This window comes from Rickettsia endosymbiont of Nabis limbatus, assembly GCF_965196655.1.
Lineage (GTDB): Bacteria > Pseudomonadota > Alphaproteobacteria > Rickettsiales > Rickettsiaceae > Rickettsia.
The window spans coordinates 739,485-759,717 of the sequence record NZ_OZ239771.1 but is presented as its reverse complement, the minus strand read 5'-3'; the positions used below and the strand labels follow the sequence as shown (position 1 = coordinate 759,717).

The following is a 20,233-nucleotide window of genomic DNA, read 5'->3' as shown; positions in this document are numbered from 1 at the left end:
TGTTTCAGGATTATCAACTAATTTTTTATTACCAGGAGTTTCGCACTTAGAGCCTGTCTTGAAAGTGTATTGAGAACAAAAACAATACACTAATTCATAGCAAGCAGTTTACAATTTGTATAAAAAAGCAGTAATTTTGCTAAAAATTGTAAATTTTTTGATACATCAAACAGTGCTAAAGTAATATGTTGCAGTACTATTTAATGAGCATATTCGTCTTTCAAGATAGGCTCTTAGCAAAGAATATGGTAATCTAGAGAAAAATAGTTTTAGATAAAAATGACAAGATCAAAATGTAGCAAAGATTTATATCAATCGTTTTTACAAGCAAGTAGTGTAAGATATACTGGCAAAGCATTATCTGAAGTAAGCCCAGTAGATCTATCGCACGATAGTGCAAGTCGATGGTTAAAGAGTAAAGATTTTCGCCCTAGCGAAATCTATAGCAAAGTGTCAAAATATCTTGATCTAGAGGAGCCTTGTTTATTAGTAGGAGATGACACCTTATTGTCAAAGCAATACAGTAAGAGGATCGAGCTTGTAAAGTATCAATATTCTGGGGCTGTACATGATGTTATACCTGGTATAGGAATGGTAAACTTACTGCATTACAATACTCAAATTGATCAATCTACTCCTGTAGATTATAGAATATATGATAAAGAAACTGATGGCAAAACAAAGAACGAGCATTTTTGTGATATGCTTACTTTAGCTAAAGAAAGAGGTATCAATCCTGATGCCATAGTCATGGATGCTTGGTATAGTGGTTTGGATAATTTAAAACATATACGTAATTTAGGTTGGATATGGGTTACTAACCTAAGAAGAAATAGAAAAGTTAATCGTAATGTTAGCTTGGACACTTTGGAGATTCCCGATGAAGGGCTAAAAATTCATCTACGTGGATACGGTTGGGTAACGGTATTTAAGTTTGTGGCAAAAAATGGTCGCATTGATTACATAACAACTAATTTAGAAAACCCTACACGTGAGCAAATAGAGAAAATTGTTAAGGCACGTTGGTCTATAGAAGTTTATCATCGAGAATTAAAACAAACTTGTGGTATTGAAAGCTGTCAGGCACGCACGGGTCGAGCTCAAAGAAATCATATTTGCCTTGCTGTATTGGCATGGCTTGATATGAACAAAAGGAGGATAAATGAAAAAATTACTTTATATCAACAAACTTGGGAAGTTATAAAAACATCAATTCAGAATAACATTAGATGGCTTCTAACTGATATGCAATTTTCCTAAGTGCGAAACTCCTGATTACTAAAATATTCTCGTGTTCTGCAAATAGCATCGTAGAAAATATTTATTTCGCTTTCGCTTGTCTTAGGTGGATTAAATATTAAATTCATTTGCTTACATTCGATAACTTCAAATTTCTGCCCTAATAAAACTAAATCATCACGTAATATCTTCTTTTGTAAATCTTGATTCTGAGAGTCAAGATATTTTGTAAATATAAAATCATATAATTGGGTTAACGCATAAGTCGCATTATTACAGCCTGTGAATAAAGCGTATTTAAAGTATTTTTCTGCGTGCTCCACCATGACTATTAGTTCTTTAATATTATTAACACTGGGATTTTTGCTAAGTTTCAGTTCTTTTATTTTAATGATACTCCTCGCAGCAGAGCTACGAGGTATCTATCCAAAAAGTTTTAACTGTTTTTGTTGAAATGCTTTATAAGAAGGTTTGCCTGAACCTTGATTTTTTACATAATTACGTAATTTCCGCTCATCACCATGTTTACCTACTGTGCTCATAAAATATCCTTTACTCCAAAACTCACTTCCCCATAATTTTTCTTTAAGATTTGGATATTTCTTAAACATTTCCTTAGATGTAATACTTTTTATGATTTGAGTTATTTTTGTTGGGCTATACATTGGTATTGACTGTAGTAAAAAATGTACATGTTCTTTATCTACTCCTATTTCCAAAAATCTAATTTCATAACGAGCTTCTATGTCCTCACAAATTTTACATAAATAATCGTCTAGTTCCTCTTTGAATATTACTCTTCTATACTTTGCCGGTGTTACTAAATGATATATTAGTACTGTGACATTATCACTTTTATGTATATAACTGCTTTCTTCCATGCATCTAGTATATCACGAAGCAGACCTTCGGGGAATTAAACCCTAAGAGATTAAATTGCTCATTAGCCTTGTTCATGAACTCTTGAGAAATAGGGTTAGGATTATTATTTTGAGGCATATGTTATTACTTTTTAATTAAGGGGCTTAAGCTTTTATTGTCATTGCGAGGAGGTATACCTTTAATACTTCAAGATTTGGTAAGCCAAATTTCGGGATTCGTCTTTGCTCACGTAGTTTATCTACGTTCCGCATACTCACCGCTTATTTGACTTACCAAATCTTGAAGTATTTGCGGTATACAGCATAATTCAGAAAGCTTGATACAAGCGAATTTTGCAGGTCTCGATTGTGCTCACGTATTTAATATACGCTCCGCAATCTTGCTCGCAAATTTAATGTCTGAACTTCATCGCTTTTTGTTATATTACTCACGTGGATCGAAAAACGTCCGCAATGTCTTCCCGCCTACGCGGGAATAACATAACTAATCCATGTAGGCAATGCTTTACGAGAAGTAAATGAGATTGCTTCGTCGAAACTTACATTTTCTTCTCGCAATGACGGAAAAATAATTAATAATAATTAAATTTATAATTTAAATTTAGTAATTTTTTTGCTAAAAGGAAAGTTCAGCAGTAGAAATAGAGAGTATTTTTTTGGAAGGTAGTTGCAATATTATTCTACCTATGGAATCAATACCTTGAAAAGTGCCTGTAATAATATCGTTTTGATATTTAACAGTAATATTTTCATGTAACTTATAAGCATGTTTCAGCCATGTTTCTCTAATAAATGAAAAGCTTTCTTTCTCCCAAATTTGATAATATTTTTCAAAATTTTCTATTAATATTTCAAGTAAAGCTTGAGGAGTTATAATAGGGAAGTTTTCCTTGACTAAGGAGGTAGTAGGCTGGTCGATATTTATTGGGTGATAAGTTATGTTAATACCAACACCGATAATAAGATAATAAACATCTTCTACTTTAACTGATTCAAGAAGTATACCGGATATTTTTTTATCCCCTACTAGAACATCATTTGGCCATTTTAATTGGATTTTTTTAAGAACTAGGGGCGTCATCTCGTGTGCTTGTAGAGGAATCCCGTTTATTTTTTGGATACCGTGGTCAAGCCACGGTATGACATGTACCACACTATCATAAACCGCTAGGGCTGTAACGAAAGACAATTGCGGTAGTAATTCAAGGTCTTTATTAGGCTTAATTAGTAAACTAGTATGTAAATTTCCAGAAGTAGATTGCCAGTTTTTACCACTTCTACCACGTCCTTTAGTTTGAGATTTAGCAAGTATGATATAATCTCTATCAGGTTTATTTTTAGCCATTCTAACGGCTTCAAGGTTTGTGCTATCTAATTCATCAAAAACAAATAGCTTATATCTACCTAAATTCATTTAAACCTAAGACGAAATAATAAAAGATCCGAAAAGTAAAAAACCTATTATTACAAAATTAATTAATAATAGTCCGTAGGAAATAGGTATTTTTGTTGGATTAGGTTTTTCAGCAAAATACATCGTTTTAATTATTTTAAGATAGTAAAAAGCCGCAATGACACTAGTAAAGATACCGAAATAAGCAAGTAAAAACTCTTCTTGGGTAATTGCTTGATAAAAGAGATAATATTTTCCAAGAAAGCCAGCAAGCGGTGGGATACCTATCATAGAAAACATAATTATACAAATTGCAGCAGCTATAGCTTTATGATTTTCTGCAATTCCCTGAATACTTTCAAAATTGGCTTTGTCTGTCTGTTTTCCGAGTAACATAATTAGGCAAGTAAAGAACCCTATACTTGCTGCTGCATATATTAACATATAGAGCATAGCAGCTTTATTGCCGTCTTCAGTACGCAACAATACGCCGATTAATACATAACCAATATTTAGAATAGTACTATATGCCATTAATCTTTTTAAAGAAGTTTGACGAATAGCACCAAGAGCACCAAATATCATGGATAATAAAGCAATTATTTTTATCAGATTATAGCTAATAGGGTGATAGTTTTTGATAATTAAATTTTCGATATTTAATAAAATAGCAATAGCTCCGATTTTTGAAGCCGCTGTAAAATAAGTAACCGAAGTAATAGGCGATCCCTCATATACATCTGGTGCCCAAAAATGCAGAGGTGCACTTGAAAGCTTAAAGAAAATGCTGCTTAAAAATAATACTACACCAATTACTAAACCTAAATTTACCGAAGAGCTATCATTTAGCTTATAAAATATATCTGAAAATTGTAAGCTTCCGCCAAATCCATATATAAAAGAAATACCAAATAATGATAAGCAGCTAACTAAACTACCTAATATAAAATATTTTAATGCTCCCTCTGATGATTTAATCTCACTTAATTTAAACCCAGCAAGTATATAGGAAGTTAAGGCAGTAAGTTTCATGGCACAAAAGAGTAATAAAAAATTCTGTGCTGAAATTGCCACAAAAATCCCAACTGTAGATAATAATATCAAAGTAATAAATTCAAATTTTAGTGGTTCACCGCTACGCACCGAATAATCGCAATAAATTATCATAGATATTATAGTAAATATCAATATGATAGCCTTATAATTAGCAATATTTGCATTGGTAGTAAACATTACATAATCTAGGTATAATACGCTTTCAGAGTAAGAATATTTTAAAATAATGAAAATTGTTAATATGGTAAGTAAAATAGTTATATTAGCAACAATTCTATTTTTACCTTGCAGTATTACGGCAAAGAATTGGCTTAAAAGTGCTGTTAAAGTTAGAGTTATTTCAGGAAGTAGCATATAAAATTAATGTTGTTATCGAAATATAAATATTAGTAAATAAATAATTTTTTATCAATAAACTTATATATAAATTAGACTTTAATGCACTAAAAATTTGCAATTTTCTATAATTATACGCTATATTACTGCTGTTTATGTATAAAAGTTTAATAAAATAATGTATTTATTATCATATATATTAGGAGGACTAAATACATTACTCCGCCAGTTACGTCTATCAATTAGCTCTATAGAGTTCTATAAAGACATATATCAAAAATATCATGGTTACGGAATAAGATATTTATTTATTGTGTCTTTTATTCCGGCAATAATTTATTGTATCTTTATATTAAATTATTTAATAACCTTGAAAGATAGCTTTAACGGAACAAAACAGACAAAAACTACCGATAATATTGAATATATCATCAATCAATTACCGGAAATGCAATATGCTAATTCACGAATTTCTGTAAAAGATGAAGAACCTATTTATTTATATAATAAGAATAACGATAAAGTAGCTGTTATTGATACAACAAATCAAGTTTCAATTAGAGAAAAAAGCAAGATACCTTTCGTAATTGAAGCAGATAAACTTACAATAAATTTTGCAATAGATAATACTAACAAAAGCTTCCCTCGTACCATTAATTACTCAAGTTTATTTGATCAAAATCAAATGACTTTAACCCCTCAAATAATAAAAAAATATTTCGCCGATAACCTAATGTATTTACCAAATTTATTTATTTATCTTGGTATGCCATCTATTATATTATTTTGGTTCGTAACATTCTTTTTGGAAAGAAGTATTATAATATTATTAGTATGTGTTGCATTAAAATTATTATTTAATAGTGTTTCAGTACAAGATGCTACAAGATTAGTAATGTTTTCAAGTGGAGTGCCGATATTACTGCAACCAGCTGTTCCTTTTATACCAGTATTAGGCATAACATTGCAAATACTTCAAATATTTACCACTGGTCTATTATTTATTGCTGTTTGGCAAATCCATAAGAATAGAAAGTTTTCGAGTTATTTGTAGAAACTCTTCTTCGTTAGAATAATCTAAAGTTATTTTTTCTTTTATCTGATGCTTAAACCAAGTGATTTGTCTTTTAGCATACCTGCGTGTTCGTGTTTGAGCTAAGGTTAGAGCCTCATTTAAAGTTAGTTTATTTTCTAGATAAGCCAAAATTTCTTTTATGCCTACAGCTTTTAAGTTTAGATAGTTTTCAGAATTAAATTGTTTTTTGATTAAAGCAACCTCATCTATTGCCCCATCTTTAAATATATTAGCTAAACGTTCATCAATTGTTTTATATAAGAATTTTCTCTCAGGATTTAAGAAGATAATTTTAAAATTAAATTCAGATAAGATTTGTTCTTTTGGTAAAGTTTGAAAAAAGAAAATAGATTTACCGGTTTGCAGCACTACTTCATAAGCTCTAATTAGCCTTTGAGTGTCTGATTGATTAATTCTAGAGGAAGCAATAGTATCAAGCTTTGTAAGTCTATTATGTAGTTCTATATTGCCTATTTCGTTATGCAGCTTTCTTACCTGCTGTCTTAAATCGTCAGATATATCAGGAATATTATTATATCCAAAAACTAAAGAATTAATATATAATCCTGTACCACCTACTAATATAGGAAGCTTTTCACTAGCGGCTATCTGATTTATTTTTTCTGAAGCAAGTTTTAGATATTTTACTACAGAAAAATCTTCAGTAATAGGCAAGAAGTTATATAAATGATAAGGAATTTCGCTTTTATAGTTTTCCGGAGGGGAGGCGGTAATAATTGGAATTTCTTTATAAACCTGCATTGAGTCGATATTTATTATTTCCCCGTCGCAAGCTTTAGCAAATGCATGACCTAGGTAAGATTTGCCGCTAGCAGTAGGACCACATAATATAATTATATCTTTCTTTTGCACTTAAATAGTAAGTCCATACTTGCTTAATAATTGATTAATCATTGTTTTTAGTTCTTCTAATTTTTTCGCATTACTTGACTCAGCTCTTGCAATAATAGCAGATTCAGTATTAGAGCTACGCAATAACCACCACCCAACTTCCGTATTTACTCGCACCCCATCAATATCATTAAACTCTATTTTATTTTTTAGTAATTTTTCTTTAATTTCTTCAATAATTTGTAATTTTAATTCAGAAGGAACAAAAATTTTAATTTCCGGTGTGCTATAGCTTTTTGGTAGCTCATATATTATTTCATCTAAAGTTTTATTTGATCTAGTTAATAAATCTAAAAACCTTAATGCCGCATAGATTGCATCATCAAAACCAAAATATTTATCGGCAAAGAATATATGCCCGCTCATCTCACCGGCTAGTAAAGCTTTTGATTCAGCCATTTTACTTTTAATAAATGGATGACCAGTTCGCCATATTATAGGTTGTCCGCCATATGATTTGATTCTATCGGCTATAAGCTGGCTAGCTTTTACATCAAGTATTATAGTAGCATTCGGGTTTTCTTTTAGAATATCCTCAGCAAAAATGCATAAAATTTGATCACCAAATAACATCTTACCGCTTGAGCTTACAATGCCAATTCTATCGCCATCACCGTCAAAAGCTATACCAAGATCGCAATTTTGTTCTTTAACTAGTTTAATTAATTCTTGTAAATTATCAGCCTTAGTAGGGTCAGGGTGATGACTTGGGAAATTCCCGTCTATCTTGCTATTAATGATAATGTTTTCATTATTTAAATGATTTTTTAACTCCTCAACAATATTTCCCGTTGCTCCATTACCAGGATCCCAAGCTACTTTTAGGTTGAGGTTAATATTTACTGCTTCTAGAATATTTTTTATATATCTGTCACTAATATTGATTTTATTCTTGTTTACAAGATTGATTTCAGGGGGATTATTACTCCAATCAGTATTTAAAATCTCTGTTAATAAATCCTGTATTTGAGAACCAAAAAAAGATTTGCCATGCTGTATTATTTTAAAGCCGTTATCATCACGAGGGTTATGTGAACCAGTAACCATAATACTACCAGCTGGTGTAGATTTTTTATCAGCGAAATATAGAACTGGACTTGGGACAACACCAATATTTATAACCTCAGCTCCTCCATTAACCAATCCTATTTCTAAGAGTTTGTAAAGAGCAGGGGAGCTAAGGCGACCATCCATACCGACGCAGATCTTATTATTGCCATCTTTTATGGTCATCTTTGCAAAGCAAAAACCAACCTTATAGGCTACCTCTACTGTTAAATCGGTAAGGATATTACCTCTTATGTCATATGCCCTAAAAATGTCTTTGTTGATTTCCATAGAATTTGCCTTTGTTACATACAGTTCGGGAAACGTCCTCGATGTCATTCCCACGAAAGCGGGAATCTGGATTCTTAGCTGTCATCCCGTGTGCTTATAGTGGGATCGATGACAATCGAGTATATTATAAGCTAAAGCTTTCTCCCAGATAAACCTCTTTAACTTTCTTGCTACTTGCTATTTCTTTACTACTCCCTTCTAGCAGTACTTTCCCTTCAAAAATGACATATGCTCGGTCGACTATGTCTAAAGTATCACGCACGTTATGATCAGTAATTAGAATACCTATATTGAATTCACGTAGGTAAGTAATTAGATTTTTGATATCGGAAATAGCTAGGGGATCAATACCAGCAAGCGGTTCATCAAGCATGATAAATTTTGGCTCTATTGCAAGCGATCTTGCAATCTCAAGCCTGCGTCTTTCGCCCCCTGATAAGCTAGCAGCTGATAGATCTTTTAAATGTATTATAGAAAATTTTTCTAGTAAATTATGCGTTTTTTGCTCAATTACTTCTTTATCATTTTCAGATATTTCAATTATAGCTTTAATATTATCTTCAACCGATAAGCCTCGAAAAATTGAAGGTTCTTGAAGAAGGTAACCAATACCAAGTCTTGCTCTTAAATAAATTGGTAAATTAGTTATATTAATATCATTTAGCAATAACTGTCCAGAATCTGCTTTCATTAAGCCAATAATGATGTTAAAACAAGTTGTTTTACCAGCTCCGTTTGGACCAAATAACCCAACTATTTCGCCTTGTTTTACATTAAGAGATATATCGCTTAATATGGTTCTCTTTTTATAGGATTTTGATATATTTTTAACTTGTAAACTGTCCATTTAATTTATTTTCTTATTATTTTTATTAATAATATCCACATAATAAATAAGTTTATTAGTTTTTAAAATATTATTATTACGTTCTAATACAACATTACCAAGTAAAATAAGTTGTTTATTATCTAAAAAATATTTTCCTGAATCAGCTAATAATAACTCGTTATTTATTTTTTTCTCAACACTCAATTTAGTTGGAACAACTATATAATCAATGGTTTGTTTATTATCTACAGCTTTATAAAAAATATATAATTCTTCTGTTCTAAGTATCGCATTATCAAAATAAACAACGACATTCCCAAGATATTCTGCCTTTTGTTTAACTCTATTAATGGTTAAAGTATCAGATGTAATATGTAAGTTTGAAACTTCTTTATCATCAGCATATGTTGAGATACTAATAGTAAAGAATATTACAAGTTTAATAATCCGATAGATCAATAGTTGTGTAGACATTGCCTTTAAAAATTATAATATTATTGTCGTCTTGCGTGTTAAAACTATCTGAAGTAATAGTAGAGCTTTTATGAAATAATGTAGCAGAAGAGTTGCTAATTATGCTTTTATTTATTAAATCAATTCTTGCATCATTAGTGTCAAATATCATATCTTCAAAATAAAATTTTACATCATTTTTTAAATCTAATATATGCGATTCTTCGTTTAAAAACCCCTCTTTTGCATAAACAGTAACTGATTGGTTTTGATTTACGTTATATGTGCCGTTTATTGTATCTAATTTATATTTGTTATCTGAATCTTTTATAGCCTGCTCAGCTTTGACTAGATAGCTATTTAAATTCTTATCTACTCCCTCAAAAACTGAATCTTTTAATATAATATTATATTTTAAATCAAGGTTTTTTTCTGAAGCTTTTTCTACAATATTAGTATCATTTTCTTCAGTAGGGTGACTACTTTTAACTAATATATATCCTGCATATAAAATTCCAAGTATAATTAGGAAATAAGCAAATTTCCAAAATTTTTTTCGCCTTTTATAAGAAGAGGGCATATACTAATTGACTCCTGCTCGCAATAAATCATGTATATGAGTAATGCCTATAATGATATTATTGTCAACAATAGGTAAATTAGTAATATTTTTAGCTTTCATTAAGTCTAAAACTTCTTTTGCAAATATTTCAGATGAGATATATACAGGGTTTTTAGTCATAATATCTGAGGCTATTTTTAGGTGAATTTCATCGTTAATGTGACGACGTAAATCACCATCTGTTATAACCCCTACTAAATTCTCAGCTTTATCTATTACTAAGGTACAACCTAAACGTTTTTTATTCATAACAATTATAGTTTCAGCAAAAGGTGTATCTTCATGCACTAAAGGTATTTGATCACCGCTACGCATTAAATGTTTAATCTCTGTCAAATTAGCCCCTATGCTACCGCCAGGATGATATGACTTGAAATCATCCTTGGTAAAACCTTTTACTTCATGTATAACAGTCATTAATGCATCGCCAAGTGATAACATTATTAAAGATGAAACTGTAGGAGCACCAATTATTGAAGCTTCTGAATATTCAGGCACTATAAGTAAGAAATCACTATTTGTAGCTAAAGTAGAAATTTTATTCATTGTCATTGCAACAATTTTTACAGAAAAATTTTTGCAATATTTAATGATGTTAAATAATTCCTTAGTTTCGCCAGAATTAGAAAGCATAATTACTAAATCATCTTTAGTAATCATCCCAAGATCCCCATGGCTTGCTTCCGCTGGATGTATATAAAAAGCTGGCATACCAGTTGAAGAAAAGCTTGAGGCTATTTTCTTTGCAATATAACCACTTTTACCTATACCAGTTAAAACTACCCGTCCTTTAAAAGATAGTAACAATTCTACAATTTGGTTGAAGTCTTCAGGAATATGTTCAGATAGCTTTTTTAAAGCACTAGCTTCACTAGAAATTACTCTTTTAGCAATATTTTCGTAATTGTTTATAGGGTTCATTGTAAAAAACTTAATTCTAAATCAGTGCTTTTTGTTTTATTACTGTCTTTCTATGTCATTTCTGAGTAAGGTTTGCTTGCATGGATCATTTTTCCCTGTCATCCATGATTTATTTACGGAATCCAGTTAAAAATACTAATAAAATTAGTATTTTTTATTATTTTCTGGATGCCGTGGTCAAGCCACGGCATGACAACCAAAGATGCTTTTCGATCCATGCAATAATGCCACCATTGGATGACAATATTACTAGGTAAAATATTTACGTTCTGTAACTACTTCAGTTGTTTCAGCATTATTGTCTTCGTTCCAAGCTCTTTTTTTACCATTCTCCCGTTTTTCAGGTTCTTGGTGTTCTTTAGGATTGTTTTTTGGTTTTGGACTTGCTGAAGATTTATCTTTATCAGCATTCTTAATAGTTAGTTTTGCTTTACCTTTATTATCGAACCCGATAAGCTTAACTTTTACTATATCACCTTGCTTTAAAACGCTGCCGACTGATTCGATTCTTTCTTCGGCAATTTCGCTAATATGAACAAAACCATCTTTATTGCCTAAATAATTAACAAAAGCACCAGAATCTAATATTTTCATCACGGTGCCGTTAAATACTTCACCTATTTCAGGCTCAATAGCAATAGCTTTAACTTTGTCCAAAGCAACTTTTAGCTTATCTTTATCTGAAGCATAAATAGAAACTGTGCCATCATCGCTTATATCAATTTTAGCACCGCTAGTTTCACAAATTTCCTTTATTACTTTACCACCAGGACCGATAATATCTCTGATCTTATCCTTATCAACTTTTAAAGTAGTAGTAGATGGAGCGTTTTTGCTCATCTCATTATTTGGTTTACTAATAACTTTATTCATTTGTTCAAGTATATGCAAACGTCCTGCTCGTGCTTGCTCTAAAGCTATTTGCATTATATCGAAATTTACACCAGATATTTTAATATCCATTTGTAAAGCTGTGATACCTTCGCTAGTACCTGCCACCTTAAAGTCCATATCGCCGAAATAATCTTCATCGCTAAGAATATCAGATAATACTGCAAATTTTTCTTTTTCCTTAACAAGTCCCATAGCAATACCTGCTACTGGTGCTTTTATTGGAACACCAGCATACATTAAAGCAAGTGAGCTACCGCAAACTGTTGCCATTGAAGAAGATCCATTAGATTCGGTAGTTTCTGCAACTACTCTAATAGAATAAGGGAACTGTGTTTTAGTAGGTAATACTGGATTTACTGCACGCCAAGCGAGTTTACCATGTCCAACTTCACGTCTTCCTGGAGCTTTCATTGGCATTGCTTCATTAACAGAGTAAGGCGGGAAGATATAATTAAGCATAAAGTGTTCTTTATATTCACCCTCAAGGCTATCGATTATTTGTTCATCTAAGCTAGTTCCAAAAGTACTACTTACTAAGCTCTGTGTTTCGCCTCTAGTAAATAAAGCTGAGCCGTGAGCACAAGGCAATAATCCAACTTCACAAGTAATTTGTCTTATATCCGTTGTAGTACGTCCATCGATACGTCTATTTTTTTGTAAAATGTTACCACGTAATATATCGGATTCAACAGATTTTAAAGCTGATTCGATTTGGTAATTATTATATTTCTTACTTTCTATATCATCTGCGAAATGCTTAAGTACTTTTTCAGGTATTAGCTCTAAATTAGTACTACGTTCTTGCTTAGACTTAATCGCAAAAGTCTGCTCAATTTCTTTTGCAAATAGTTTTTTGATTTCATTCTTTAATTCAGCAGGGTATAAATCTTGCATTTCAAGCTTTGGTTTTTTAGCTTCAGCCACAAGTTCTTTAATAATATTTACTACCGGTTGGAAACTGTCAAAGCCAAATTTTACAGCAGCAAGCATTTGTTCCTCAGAAAGTAAATGTGCTTCTGATTCAACCATCATTACAGAGTCGTTTGTTCCTGCAACAACTAAATCAAGCTGGCTTGTCTTTAATAAGTCAAGTGTTGGGTTTAAAACAAATTCCCCGTTTATTAATCCTACTTTACTTGCAGCAACTATTTCTAGATAAGGTGCAGGTGAAAGGCTAAGTGCAGCAGAAGCACCAATAATAGCAAGTATGTCAACTGGTGTTTCAGGGTCATATGAAAGAACAGTACAGGTAACAAATGTTTCATTAACAAAAGCAGGGTGGAACAATGGTCTGATCGGTCTATCTATCAAACGTGATACTAAAACCTCTCGATCTGATGCTTTGCCCTCACGCTTAAAAAAGCCACCTGGTATTTTACCAGCAGCATATGCCATTTCTCTATAATTAATTGTTAGAGGAAAGAAGCCAATACCTTCTTTTGCTTTGGCAGCAGTGACTGCTGTACATAGTAAGACAGAGTTACCCATTTTAACAGTAACTGCTCCATCAGCTTGGCGAGCTATCTTGCCGGTACTAAGTTCAAGAGTCTTCCCGCCCCATTCAACTGTTTTAATTATTTCATTAAACATCTATATATATCTCTTAATTTTTATTTTAGTGTTTTGCGTCATTGCGAGGAGAAACTGTAAGTTTCGACGCGGCAATCTTAGGGATCTTGTGCTTTTTCATGAGATTGCCACGCTCATTTCATTCGCTCGCAATGACGATTTGGTATCCATGCATAGATGACATAAATTCACATAGCAATTGCTCTTCGCAATAACGATTATGTAATTATTTTATCTTTCTAATACCGAGCTTACTTATTAAATCTAAATACTCGCTCACATTTTTTTTCTTTATATAATTAAGTAATCTACGGCGGCGTCCGACTAAGATTAATAATCCTCTTCTTGAGGTATGATCTTTATGGTTAGATTTGAAATGCTCAGTTAAGTTGTTGATCCGCTCAGTTAAAATAGCACATTGTACTGCACTTGAGCCTGTATCATTATCATTTATAGCATAATTTTTAATTAATTCTTGTTTACGTTCTTGTGTAATCGACATCGATCATTTCTCCTTAGTTATTGCGTTAAATTAAATACTCGTAAAGAATTAAAGCAATTCTTGCTTATACTACCAATTGCAAGCAGAACGCCCTTATAGCGAACCCATATAAAATCTGCGTTTTTATCATAATCAAATAGGCATTTTTGACCATATTTAATTTTTTGTGCTTGCTCGTCGTTAGCATCAAGAACCAGGATGTCGTCCAGTATTGCTTCTATCTTTATATTTTTTTCCTCTAGGGAAGTTTTGGTAATCTCAGTAGGAGAATCAATTCGGATAGAATTTTCTTCTTTAAATATCCCAACTTGAGTACGGCGTAATTCTATCACAAATCCTAAACTTTGCAAGGACAATGCCAAATCTTCTGCTAAAGTCCTTATATAAGTACCTTTTGAGCATTCAGCATAGTAAGTAGCGGTAGTATTTTTTTCGTCGTAATTAAGACATTTTAGATCATAAATTGTTATATTACGTGGTTTTAGCTCTACTTCTTTACCATCTCGTGCTAATTTGTACGCTCGTACTCCATTAACTTTAAGAGCAGAGAAAGCAGGGGGGATTTGTGTTATAATACCAATAAATTTAGAGCATATAGCATAGGCACTTTCTTTCGATGGTATATAATCTGTTGTAGCTATTACTTTACCGGCATAGTCACCACTATCGGTTTGTTTGCCAAATTTTACAGTAAAAATATAGGTTTTTTTAGCGTCAATTAACATTTGCACTAATTTTGTAGCTTCACCTATAGCAAGAGGCAGTACTCCTTCAGCTTCAACGTCTAAAGTGCCGCTATGTCCTATCTTAACTTTACCAAGTACTTTTTTTATTATGCTAACAAGTTTAGCCGAGCTTATCCCTTTAGGTTTATAAACATTTAACCAGTAACTATTCATACATTATTTTTTTGAAATGAAGAATTGATAAAAAAGAGAATCAACTTAGAAAAAGGCAGGGAGTCTAAAACCCTCGGAGCGGCAGCAGTTACTTAATACGTGAGCACCGCAGAACTTATTAAGACGACATAGCTAATTTTCAAGTTGATCAAGTATATACTTGACGTGTGTTTAAAAAATCTCTAATATACAATTCTAGCCAATTAGGTTAGACCAAAATCAATGACAATTAACCAAAATAATTTAAACCATTCTTCTACAAATCATAATTTAGATAATTCCCCCCATAAAATCAACAAGTTAATAAATAAATTTTCAGACTATATTTGGCCAATAAAGCGCCAAGAGCTTTCTAAATTTTTATTCATTACTTTACTAATGTTTTGTATTTTATTTATTCAAAATTTAATCAGAGCTTTAAAAGATAGTATAGTTACTACGATGATTGGAGCAGAAACAATTTCCTTTCTAAAGTTTTGGGGAGTTATGCCTTGTGCTTTTTTAATGACGGCTATTTATATGAAGCTTGTCAATAGAATGAAAGCAGAAAATATATTTTATCTGATTATTTCAATATTTTTAGCATTTTTTGCCCTTTTTGCTTATGTTATTTTCCCAAATCATGAGATATTACATTTAAGTCCAGTTACTGCTCAAAATTTAATTGCAAGTCTGCCTAATTTAAAATGGTTTATTTTGCTTTTGTCGAAATGGAGTTTTTCTCTATTTTATATAATAGCTGAATTATGGCCAAATGTAGCTTTTGCACTGCTTTTTTGGCAGTTTGTAAATAATATAACTACTGTTGAAGAATCGAAAAGGTTTTATCCTTTATTTGGATTACTTAGCCAAACAGGGATTTATTTAGCAGGACAGTTTTTAGAAAATTTAAGTCACATTAATGAGTATGTAGCCGCTAAATTTTCACTACAGGCATCTTTTCATACTCTTTCCGTGCAGATTATATTAACCATAGTATTAATTCTAGGAATAGTAGGTATTAAAACGTTTTGGCTACTAAATCATAAAGTGCTAGACAAAGAGCATATGGCATTGTTGCGTTTTAAGGCAAAGAAAAAAACCATGACAATTGCCGAAAGCTTTCAGATGATCCTTTCTTCAACACATATTAGATTAATTGCAACTTTACTTATTTGTTATGGTATTGCTATAAATTTAGTGGAAGGTCCTTGGAAAGCAGCAGCCACTAAAATATACAAAACCCCGACTGAATATGCTGCATTTATCGGTAATTATTTAAGTTATACGGGAGTGTCTACCATTCTTTTTGTTGTACTTGGCTCAAATATAGTTAGAAAACTCGGTTGGTTTACGGCAGCTATTATTACTCCTATAATAGTTTTTACTACAGGTATATTATTTTTTACTGTTAATAATTTTGAAAGCTCTGCTGGTTTAATAGTAGCAAGCTTTATTCTTACCGATCCAGCTTTAATTGCCATAACTATTGGTGCTATTCAAAATGTGCTTAGTAAATCAAGTAAATATACCTTATTTGATTCAACAAAAGAGATGGCTTATGTGCCGTTAGATAAGGAAATAAAAATAAAAGGAAAAGCTGCTGCTGATGTGCTTGGTACAAAACTTGGAAAATCAGGAAGTGCATTCTTACAATCCTTGGTTTTTATTATTTTGCCTTCTGCAAGTTATCAATCTATTTCCGTATGTTTAATGTTTATATTTATAATCACCTGTTTAATATGGTTTTGGGCAGTAAAAGAATTAAACAAAGAATATAAAAAATCTGTTAAACTTTCTCAATAAAAAACAATTTTTTTCTTGCTATTGCTAACAAACTATTATTAGAATTAATGTAATTTAAAATATAGCGTGGAGGTTTTATGAGTAAAGATAATGATCCTAATTTAGAGGAAGTTATAAAAGAGTTTGATCCAGTAGCGAATAAAAAGTTCACTGAAGCAGAAAAGCAAGAACAAACAAGACAAGAGCAAGAGTTGTTTGAGTCTGAGGGAGATAGTCTTTTCACTAGTGGTGTTGATGCTACACCTGCTACTGCCACTTCATTATCCTCGCTTTCAGCTAGTGCTCTAGCAGGAGGTATATCAGGAGATGGCTTTGTAGATCCAATAACTGAAGCTATTCGAAAAGAAATTCTGGAAAAGCAGCGTGATTTAATAAGAAATCAATTACTAAAAGAAAATGCAGAAAATCCTGAACTAAAACCTAATTTTGAAAATGACGAAAAATTTAGAGATTTTTTAAAAACTTTAAATGAAGATCCAAATAAAAGAGAATTATACGATAAAACTTTAGAAAATCCTGAGCTTAAAAAAGGATTAGAAAATATAGAATTAGCAGGCTATAAAAACGTTCATGCATCACATAGTGCAGAAGTTTATCGTGAAAATAAAATTAAAGAAGAACAAGAAGAGTTATTAAGAAAGTATCTTAATAATGACCCTGCTTACTTAGAAGAAGCACAAGATAAAGAAAAATTCAGACAATTTTTAACAAACCTTAATGCAGGGGAAAGACAAGGCTTATATGATAAAGCTTTATCTGACGAGCAATTTAAAGGGCAGTATGAAAACATTAGACAAGAATATGCCAATAAGTATGTTGGCGGATTTAGGTCAATGCAGTGGGAAAATCAAGTAAGTGCAGGGGATCTTAGATCAACTGTAATTAAAAATGGTGCTGGTGAAGAAATTTGTACATTAGCCGAAAAAACTCATAAAACTGCTCCGATGACTGTCTATAAGCAAGATGGTACTCCAGTTACAGTTAATTCTTATAGAACAGTAGACTTTCCTATAAACCTTGAAGGTAAAAGTGGCACAATGCATTTATCGCTTGTTGCACAAAATAAAGAAGGTAAATCTAATAGTGCACTACGTTTTACTGCACATTATGAAGCAGATCCGCATCCTGATGGTACTCCTAAATTCAAAGAAATAAGCTCACCGCAACCTATAAAATTTATGGGAAAAGATGAAAATGCAGTAGGTTATATAGAGCATGGTGGAGAAATTTATACGCTGCCTGTAACACGAGGCAAATATGAAGCCATGATGAAAGAGGTTACAATAAACAAAGGGCAGGGTGTTGATGTCTCACAAACTATAGACCAAGATATTTATAGAGTTCAAGGAGGTGAAAAGTCAATATCTTCACAGCAAATAGATCCAGCAAACGAAAAACCTATTGAAACTAAAAATACAGAGATACCTGAACCTCAATCGGGGATAGCTTTTAATCAAGTGCCTCCTATAACACCTTTTAGTTCAGGGCAAAAGCCTGTGGTTTCACAAATGCCACAACCACAACAAGCTGAGGTTTCACAGCCACAGCCACAACCACAAAGTATAGTTGATGCAGCAGCAGGCTTATCGCAAGCTATGCAGAACTTATTAGATCAGTTAAATAAAGATTTAAAAAATGAAAATGAGCCAGCTGGTTTAATCGGTGAGGTAGCAGAGAAAATCTTAGGAGAGAAAGAAGCAAACGTTGACCAAAAACAAGCAGGAATTAATACTTTAGCTGAAAATGTATTAGGCAATAAAGAGCTTCCTGAAGAGGTAAGGGTAGAGGGTATAGGTGCTATATTAGAGGCTATAAATAAAGAGGATAATGGCTTATCAGGACCACAAAAAGGAATGCTGCTAAAAGATATGATGACTGCTATTCTAAATACAGATGATTTAGGTTTAGCTTCTAAAAAACAATTAGCAGGAAAGATAACTGACTCTGCTTTAGAGCTTAGTGAGCCAGATGTAAGATGGCAGGCTATTGATGGCATAACTGATGCTGTAATAGACAGTAAGCTTAACAAAGGTGAAAAAGGAGAAGTAGTTGAAATAGTAAGCAATAGGATAGAAGCTTCAAAGCATCCACTTCAAGAGAAAAGCCAATTAATAGGCGATGTACTACTAGATAAGGTTAGGGAAGCAGGAATTCTAAGCCCAGAGCAGCAGCAATTAATACAGCAAAATTTAGATAAAATTAAAGAGAAGCAAGCAGCAGAAGAAACAATAAAGAAAGTACAAGGTATTTTATATGATCCTTTATCTGACGCTGTAAAAAAGACGGATGCAATAAAAACTATCACCACAGATGTCCTAGATGGTCCAGCTAAAGCAGAAGTAAAAGGTGAGATAGTTCAAGGTATTACAAAAGAAGTTGCTCAAAGTCCTTTAGACATTAAGGATAAAGTGGGTATTATTGAGGTTGTAGGTGAGGCCATCGCTAGTCATAAAACCATGTCTGTACCAGACAAAGCTACCATTGCTTCGTATGCAGAAGATGGAATTGTAAAAAGCACAACTGAGCTAAAAGATAAGGAATTAATGACTAAAGGTTTGATAGATGGAATTCATAAGGGTGTAGGAAATCAAGGTCCTGAGGTAGCATCTGAAATAACTCAAGGCGTTGTCAAAAGCATTAAAGCTAATGCTGTACCTGAAGAAAAATCTACTCTTGAAAACATAGCCAACTCAGCAATAAAAGAAGCAATATTAGAAAGAGAACCCCAGAATTTAACTCAAGGGTTAAAAGAACAAAATCTAGAACAAGATAAGCCGCCGATAGATCAAACAAAAGAAAATTTAATTAAAGCTGCAAGAGAAACAATGGAAGCTTTGGGAAATCTTAATGAAGCTGCTAAGCCTGGATTTGAAAAAGGATCTGTTGATGATACATCAAAACAGTCAAAAGAACAAACAGAAAAACCTATAGTATCTGAACAAGAAAAAGTTGTACAAGAAACTTCAAGTAGGTTAAATGATATATCTCAATTTATAAGTAAAAAAGTTAATAATCTTCGTAACCTCCTTGATGAACGCGGAAATCTTAAAACTAATGAAGAAAAGAAAGCTGAATCGGAAAAGCAAGCTAAGGATTTAACTGAAAAGTTTAATGAAAAATCTTCTACTAAAGATCAGTTAGATTTCATACAGGCTAATTTAATTGATAATAAAGATTTATCTAAAGATGCTCGTTTAAAAGCTATAGATAATTTATTACAAGAACAGGTGGAAAAAAGAGGGGCAGCTGTTTCAGGGCAATCTCAAGATAAAACAGAAGATGTAAGAACTTTATTAGGAAAGTCTGAATTAAAACCTATAAGTAAAGATGAACCAGATATTGAAAGAGCTAAAATGGTTGTAGGAAAAGATAAAGTTAATATTAAAGATAATGTAGCAATTATGGCAAAATTGACGGATGCAAGAAGTGCTATACAGTTAGAAAATCCTACAGTATTGAATGTCAAAGCTCCTAATAATAAAAAAGGACAATCATTTCCATGATATAAATTTTTAGAGTTGTTGTGTGG

The 20,233-nt window shown here is 32.1% G+C and carries 17 protein-coding genes and 1 pseudogene; 4 read left to right on the top strand and 14 right to left on the bottom strand.

All coding sequences use genetic code 11. The features are described from left to right. The first annotated feature begins 279 nt into the window (after window positions 1-279). Window positions 280-1,260, top strand: coding sequence for an IS701 family transposase (locus ACOAL3_RS04400; RefSeq protein WP_419234551.1), 981 nt, complete (start codon window positions 280-282; stop codon window positions 1,258-1,260). Here ACOAL3_RS04400 and ACOAL3_RS04395 read toward each other — a convergent pair. From ACOAL3_RS04395 to nuoN, 5 genes and pseudogenes are all read right to left on the bottom strand, one after another. Beyond that, window positions 1,257-1,565: a hypothetical protein gene (locus ACOAL3_RS04395; protein WP_419235477.1), complete on the bottom strand. Its 309-nt coding sequence runs from the start codon at window positions 1,563-1,565 to the stop codon at window positions 1,257-1,259. The genes ACOAL3_RS04400 and ACOAL3_RS04395 overlap by 4 nt on opposite strands. Window positions 1,566-1,661: 96 nt before the next feature. Then, complete coding sequence (tnpA, locus tag ACOAL3_RS04390) at window positions 1,662-2,120, bottom strand: IS200/IS605 family transposase (RefSeq protein ID WP_419234618.1); 459 nt, start codon at window positions 2,118-2,120, stop codon at window positions 1,662-1,664. Window positions 2,121-2,279: 159 nt separating this feature from the next. After that, window positions 2,280-2,425: pseudogene (locus ACOAL3_RS04385) on the bottom strand (palindromic element RPE5 domain-containing protein); the annotation flags it as partial. Window positions 2,426-2,736: 311 nt separating this feature from the next. Continuing rightward, window positions 2,737-3,534, bottom strand: a complete 798-nt coding sequence (locus ACOAL3_RS04380) for a biotin--[acetyl-CoA-carboxylase] ligase (protein ID WP_395477440.1) — start codon at window positions 3,532-3,534, stop codon at window positions 2,737-2,739. A gap of 6 nt (window positions 3,535-3,540) precedes the next feature. Continuing rightward, window positions 3,541-4,923, bottom strand: a complete 1,383-nt coding sequence (gene nuoN / locus ACOAL3_RS04375) for an NADH-quinone oxidoreductase subunit NuoN (protein WP_395477441.1) — start codon at window positions 4,921-4,923, stop codon at window positions 3,541-3,543. A 160-nt stretch (window positions 4,924-5,083) separates the two neighbouring features. On the opposite strand from nuoN, the gene ACOAL3_RS04370 reads away from it, so the two are divergent. Further along, window positions 5,084-5,959 carry a DUF1189 family protein gene (locus tag ACOAL3_RS04370; protein WP_419235476.1) on the top strand — a complete coding sequence of 292 codons (876 nt, stop codon included), beginning with the start codon at window positions 5,084-5,086 and terminating at the stop codon, window positions 5,957-5,959. Here the strand turns inward: ACOAL3_RS04370 and miaA are convergent. From miaA to truB, 9 genes are all read right to left on the bottom strand, one after another. Continuing rightward, on the bottom strand, window positions 5,903-6,853 hold the full coding sequence (gene miaA, locus ACOAL3_RS04365; protein WP_419235475.1) for a tRNA (adenosine(37)-N6)-dimethylallyltransferase MiaA: 951 nt from the start codon (window positions 6,851-6,853) through the stop codon (window positions 5,903-5,905). The genes ACOAL3_RS04370 and miaA overlap by 57 nt on opposite strands. Continuing rightward, the gene (locus ACOAL3_RS04360; protein ID WP_419235474.1) at window positions 6,854-8,230 is read right to left on the bottom strand and encodes a phosphomannomutase/phosphoglucomutase; all 1,377 of its coding nucleotides are present in this window, start codon (window positions 8,228-8,230) and stop codon (window positions 6,854-6,856) included. Window positions 8,231-8,354: 124 nt separating this feature from the next. Further along, window positions 8,355-9,077, bottom strand: coding sequence for an LPS export ABC transporter ATP-binding protein (gene lptB / locus ACOAL3_RS04355; RefSeq protein WP_419235473.1), 723 nt, complete (start codon window positions 9,075-9,077; stop codon window positions 8,355-8,357). Then, entirely contained in the window at window positions 9,078-9,533 is a 456-nt protein-coding gene (locus ACOAL3_RS04350) for an LptA/OstA family protein (RefSeq protein WP_395477446.1), read from the bottom strand. Then, window positions 9,499-10,092, bottom strand: a complete 594-nt coding sequence (lptC, locus tag ACOAL3_RS04345; RefSeq protein WP_395477447.1) for an LPS export ABC transporter periplasmic protein LptC — start codon at window positions 10,090-10,092, stop codon at window positions 9,499-9,501. Before lptC ends, ACOAL3_RS04350 begins: the two co-directional genes overlap by 35 nt. Window positions 10,093-10,095: 3 nt before the next feature. Next, window positions 10,096-11,055, bottom strand: a complete 960-nt coding sequence (locus ACOAL3_RS04340) for a KpsF/GutQ family sugar-phosphate isomerase (protein ID WP_395477448.1) — start codon at window positions 11,053-11,055, stop codon at window positions 10,096-10,098. A gap of 249 nt (window positions 11,056-11,304) precedes the next feature. After that, window positions 11,305-13,539 (bottom strand): polyribonucleotide nucleotidyltransferase, encoded by a 2,235-nt coding sequence (gene pnp, locus ACOAL3_RS04335; protein WP_419235472.1) that lies wholly within the window; start codon window positions 13,537-13,539, stop codon window positions 11,305-11,307. 205 nt (window positions 13,540-13,744) lie between these two features. Further along, complete coding sequence (rpsO, locus tag ACOAL3_RS04330; protein WP_011477440.1) at window positions 13,745-14,020, bottom strand: 30S ribosomal protein S15; 276 nt, start codon at window positions 14,018-14,020, stop codon at window positions 13,745-13,747. Between the two features lie 17 nt (window positions 14,021-14,037). Further along, on the bottom strand, window positions 14,038-14,919 hold the full coding sequence (truB, locus tag ACOAL3_RS04325; protein WP_395477451.1) for a tRNA pseudouridine(55) synthase TruB: 882 nt from the start codon (window positions 14,917-14,919) through the stop codon (window positions 14,038-14,040). A gap of 222 nt (window positions 14,920-15,141) precedes the next feature. Between truB and tlc4 the strand changes: the two genes are divergently transcribed. Together tlc4 and ACOAL3_RS04315 are read left to right on the top strand one after the other, a co-directional pair. Continuing rightward, a complete protein-coding gene (gene tlc4, locus ACOAL3_RS04320; RefSeq protein ID WP_419235471.1) occupies window positions 15,142-16,704 on the top strand; it encodes an NTP/NDP exchange transporter Tlc4 in 1,563 nt (520 codons plus the stop codon). Between the two features lie 77 nt (window positions 16,705-16,781). Then, the gene (locus ACOAL3_RS04315) at window positions 16,782-20,207 is read left to right on the top strand and encodes a Sca4 family spreading effector (RefSeq protein WP_419235470.1); all 3,426 of its coding nucleotides are present in this window, start codon (window positions 16,782-16,784) and stop codon (window positions 20,205-20,207) included. The last annotated feature ends 26 nt before the right edge of the window (window positions 20,208-20,233 follow it).

What these genes read in the sequence shown, in the direction of transcription:
- truB (WP_395477451.1), bottom strand. Translation starts at nt 14,919, where the DNA reads ATGAATAGTTACTGGTTAAATGTTTATAAACCTAAAGGGATAAGCTCG.
- ACOAL3_RS04370 (WP_419235476.1), top strand. Translation starts at nt 5,084, where the DNA reads ATGTATTTATTATCATATATATTAGGAGGACTAAATACATTACTCCGC.
- nuoN (WP_395477441.1), bottom strand. Translation starts at nt 4,923, where the DNA reads ATGCTACTTCCTGAAATAACTCTAACTTTAACAGCACTTTTAAGCCAA.
- tlc4 (WP_419235471.1), top strand. Translation starts at nt 15,142, where the DNA reads ATGACAATTAACCAAAATAATTTAAACCATTCTTCTACAAATCATAAT.
- ACOAL3_RS04360 (WP_419235474.1), bottom strand. Translation starts at nt 8,230, where the DNA reads ATGGAAATCAACAAAGACATTTTTAGGGCATATGACATAAGAGGTAAT.
- rpsO (WP_011477440.1), bottom strand. Translation starts at nt 14,020, where the DNA reads ATGTCGATTACACAAGAACGTAAACAAGAATTAATTAAAAATTATGCT.
- ACOAL3_RS04395 (WP_419235477.1), bottom strand. Translation starts at nt 1,565, where the DNA reads ATGGTGGAGCACGCAGAAAAATACTTTAAATACGCTTTATTCACAGGC.
- ACOAL3_RS04350 (WP_395477446.1), bottom strand. Translation starts at nt 9,533, where the DNA reads ATGTCTACACAACTATTGATCTATCGGATTATTAAACTTGTAATATTC.
- ACOAL3_RS04315 (WP_419235470.1), top strand. Translation starts at nt 16,782, where the DNA reads ATGAGTAAAGATAATGATCCTAATTTAGAGGAAGTTATAAAAGAGTTT.
- lptB (WP_419235473.1), bottom strand. Translation starts at nt 9,077, where the DNA reads ATGGACAGTTTACAAGTTAAAAATATATCAAAATCCTATAAAAAGAGA.
- ACOAL3_RS04380 (WP_395477440.1), bottom strand. Translation starts at nt 3,534, where the DNA reads ATGAATTTAGGTAGATATAAGCTATTTGTTTTTGATGAATTAGATAGC.
- tnpA (WP_419234618.1), bottom strand. Translation starts at nt 2,120, where the DNA reads ATGGAAGAAAGCAGTTATATACATAAAAGTGATAATGTCACAGTACTA.
- ACOAL3_RS04400 (WP_419234551.1), top strand. Translation starts at nt 280, where the DNA reads ATGACAAGATCAAAATGTAGCAAAGATTTATATCAATCGTTTTTACAA.
- ACOAL3_RS04340 (WP_395477448.1), bottom strand. Translation starts at nt 11,055, where the DNA reads ATGAACCCTATAAACAATTACGAAAATATTGCTAAAAGAGTAATTTCT.
- pnp (WP_419235472.1), bottom strand. Translation starts at nt 13,539, where the DNA reads ATGTTTAATGAAATAATTAAAACAGTTGAATGGGGCGGGAAGACTCTT.
- lptC (WP_395477447.1), bottom strand. Translation starts at nt 10,092, where the DNA reads ATGCCCTCTTCTTATAAAAGGCGAAAAAAATTTTGGAAATTTGCTTAT.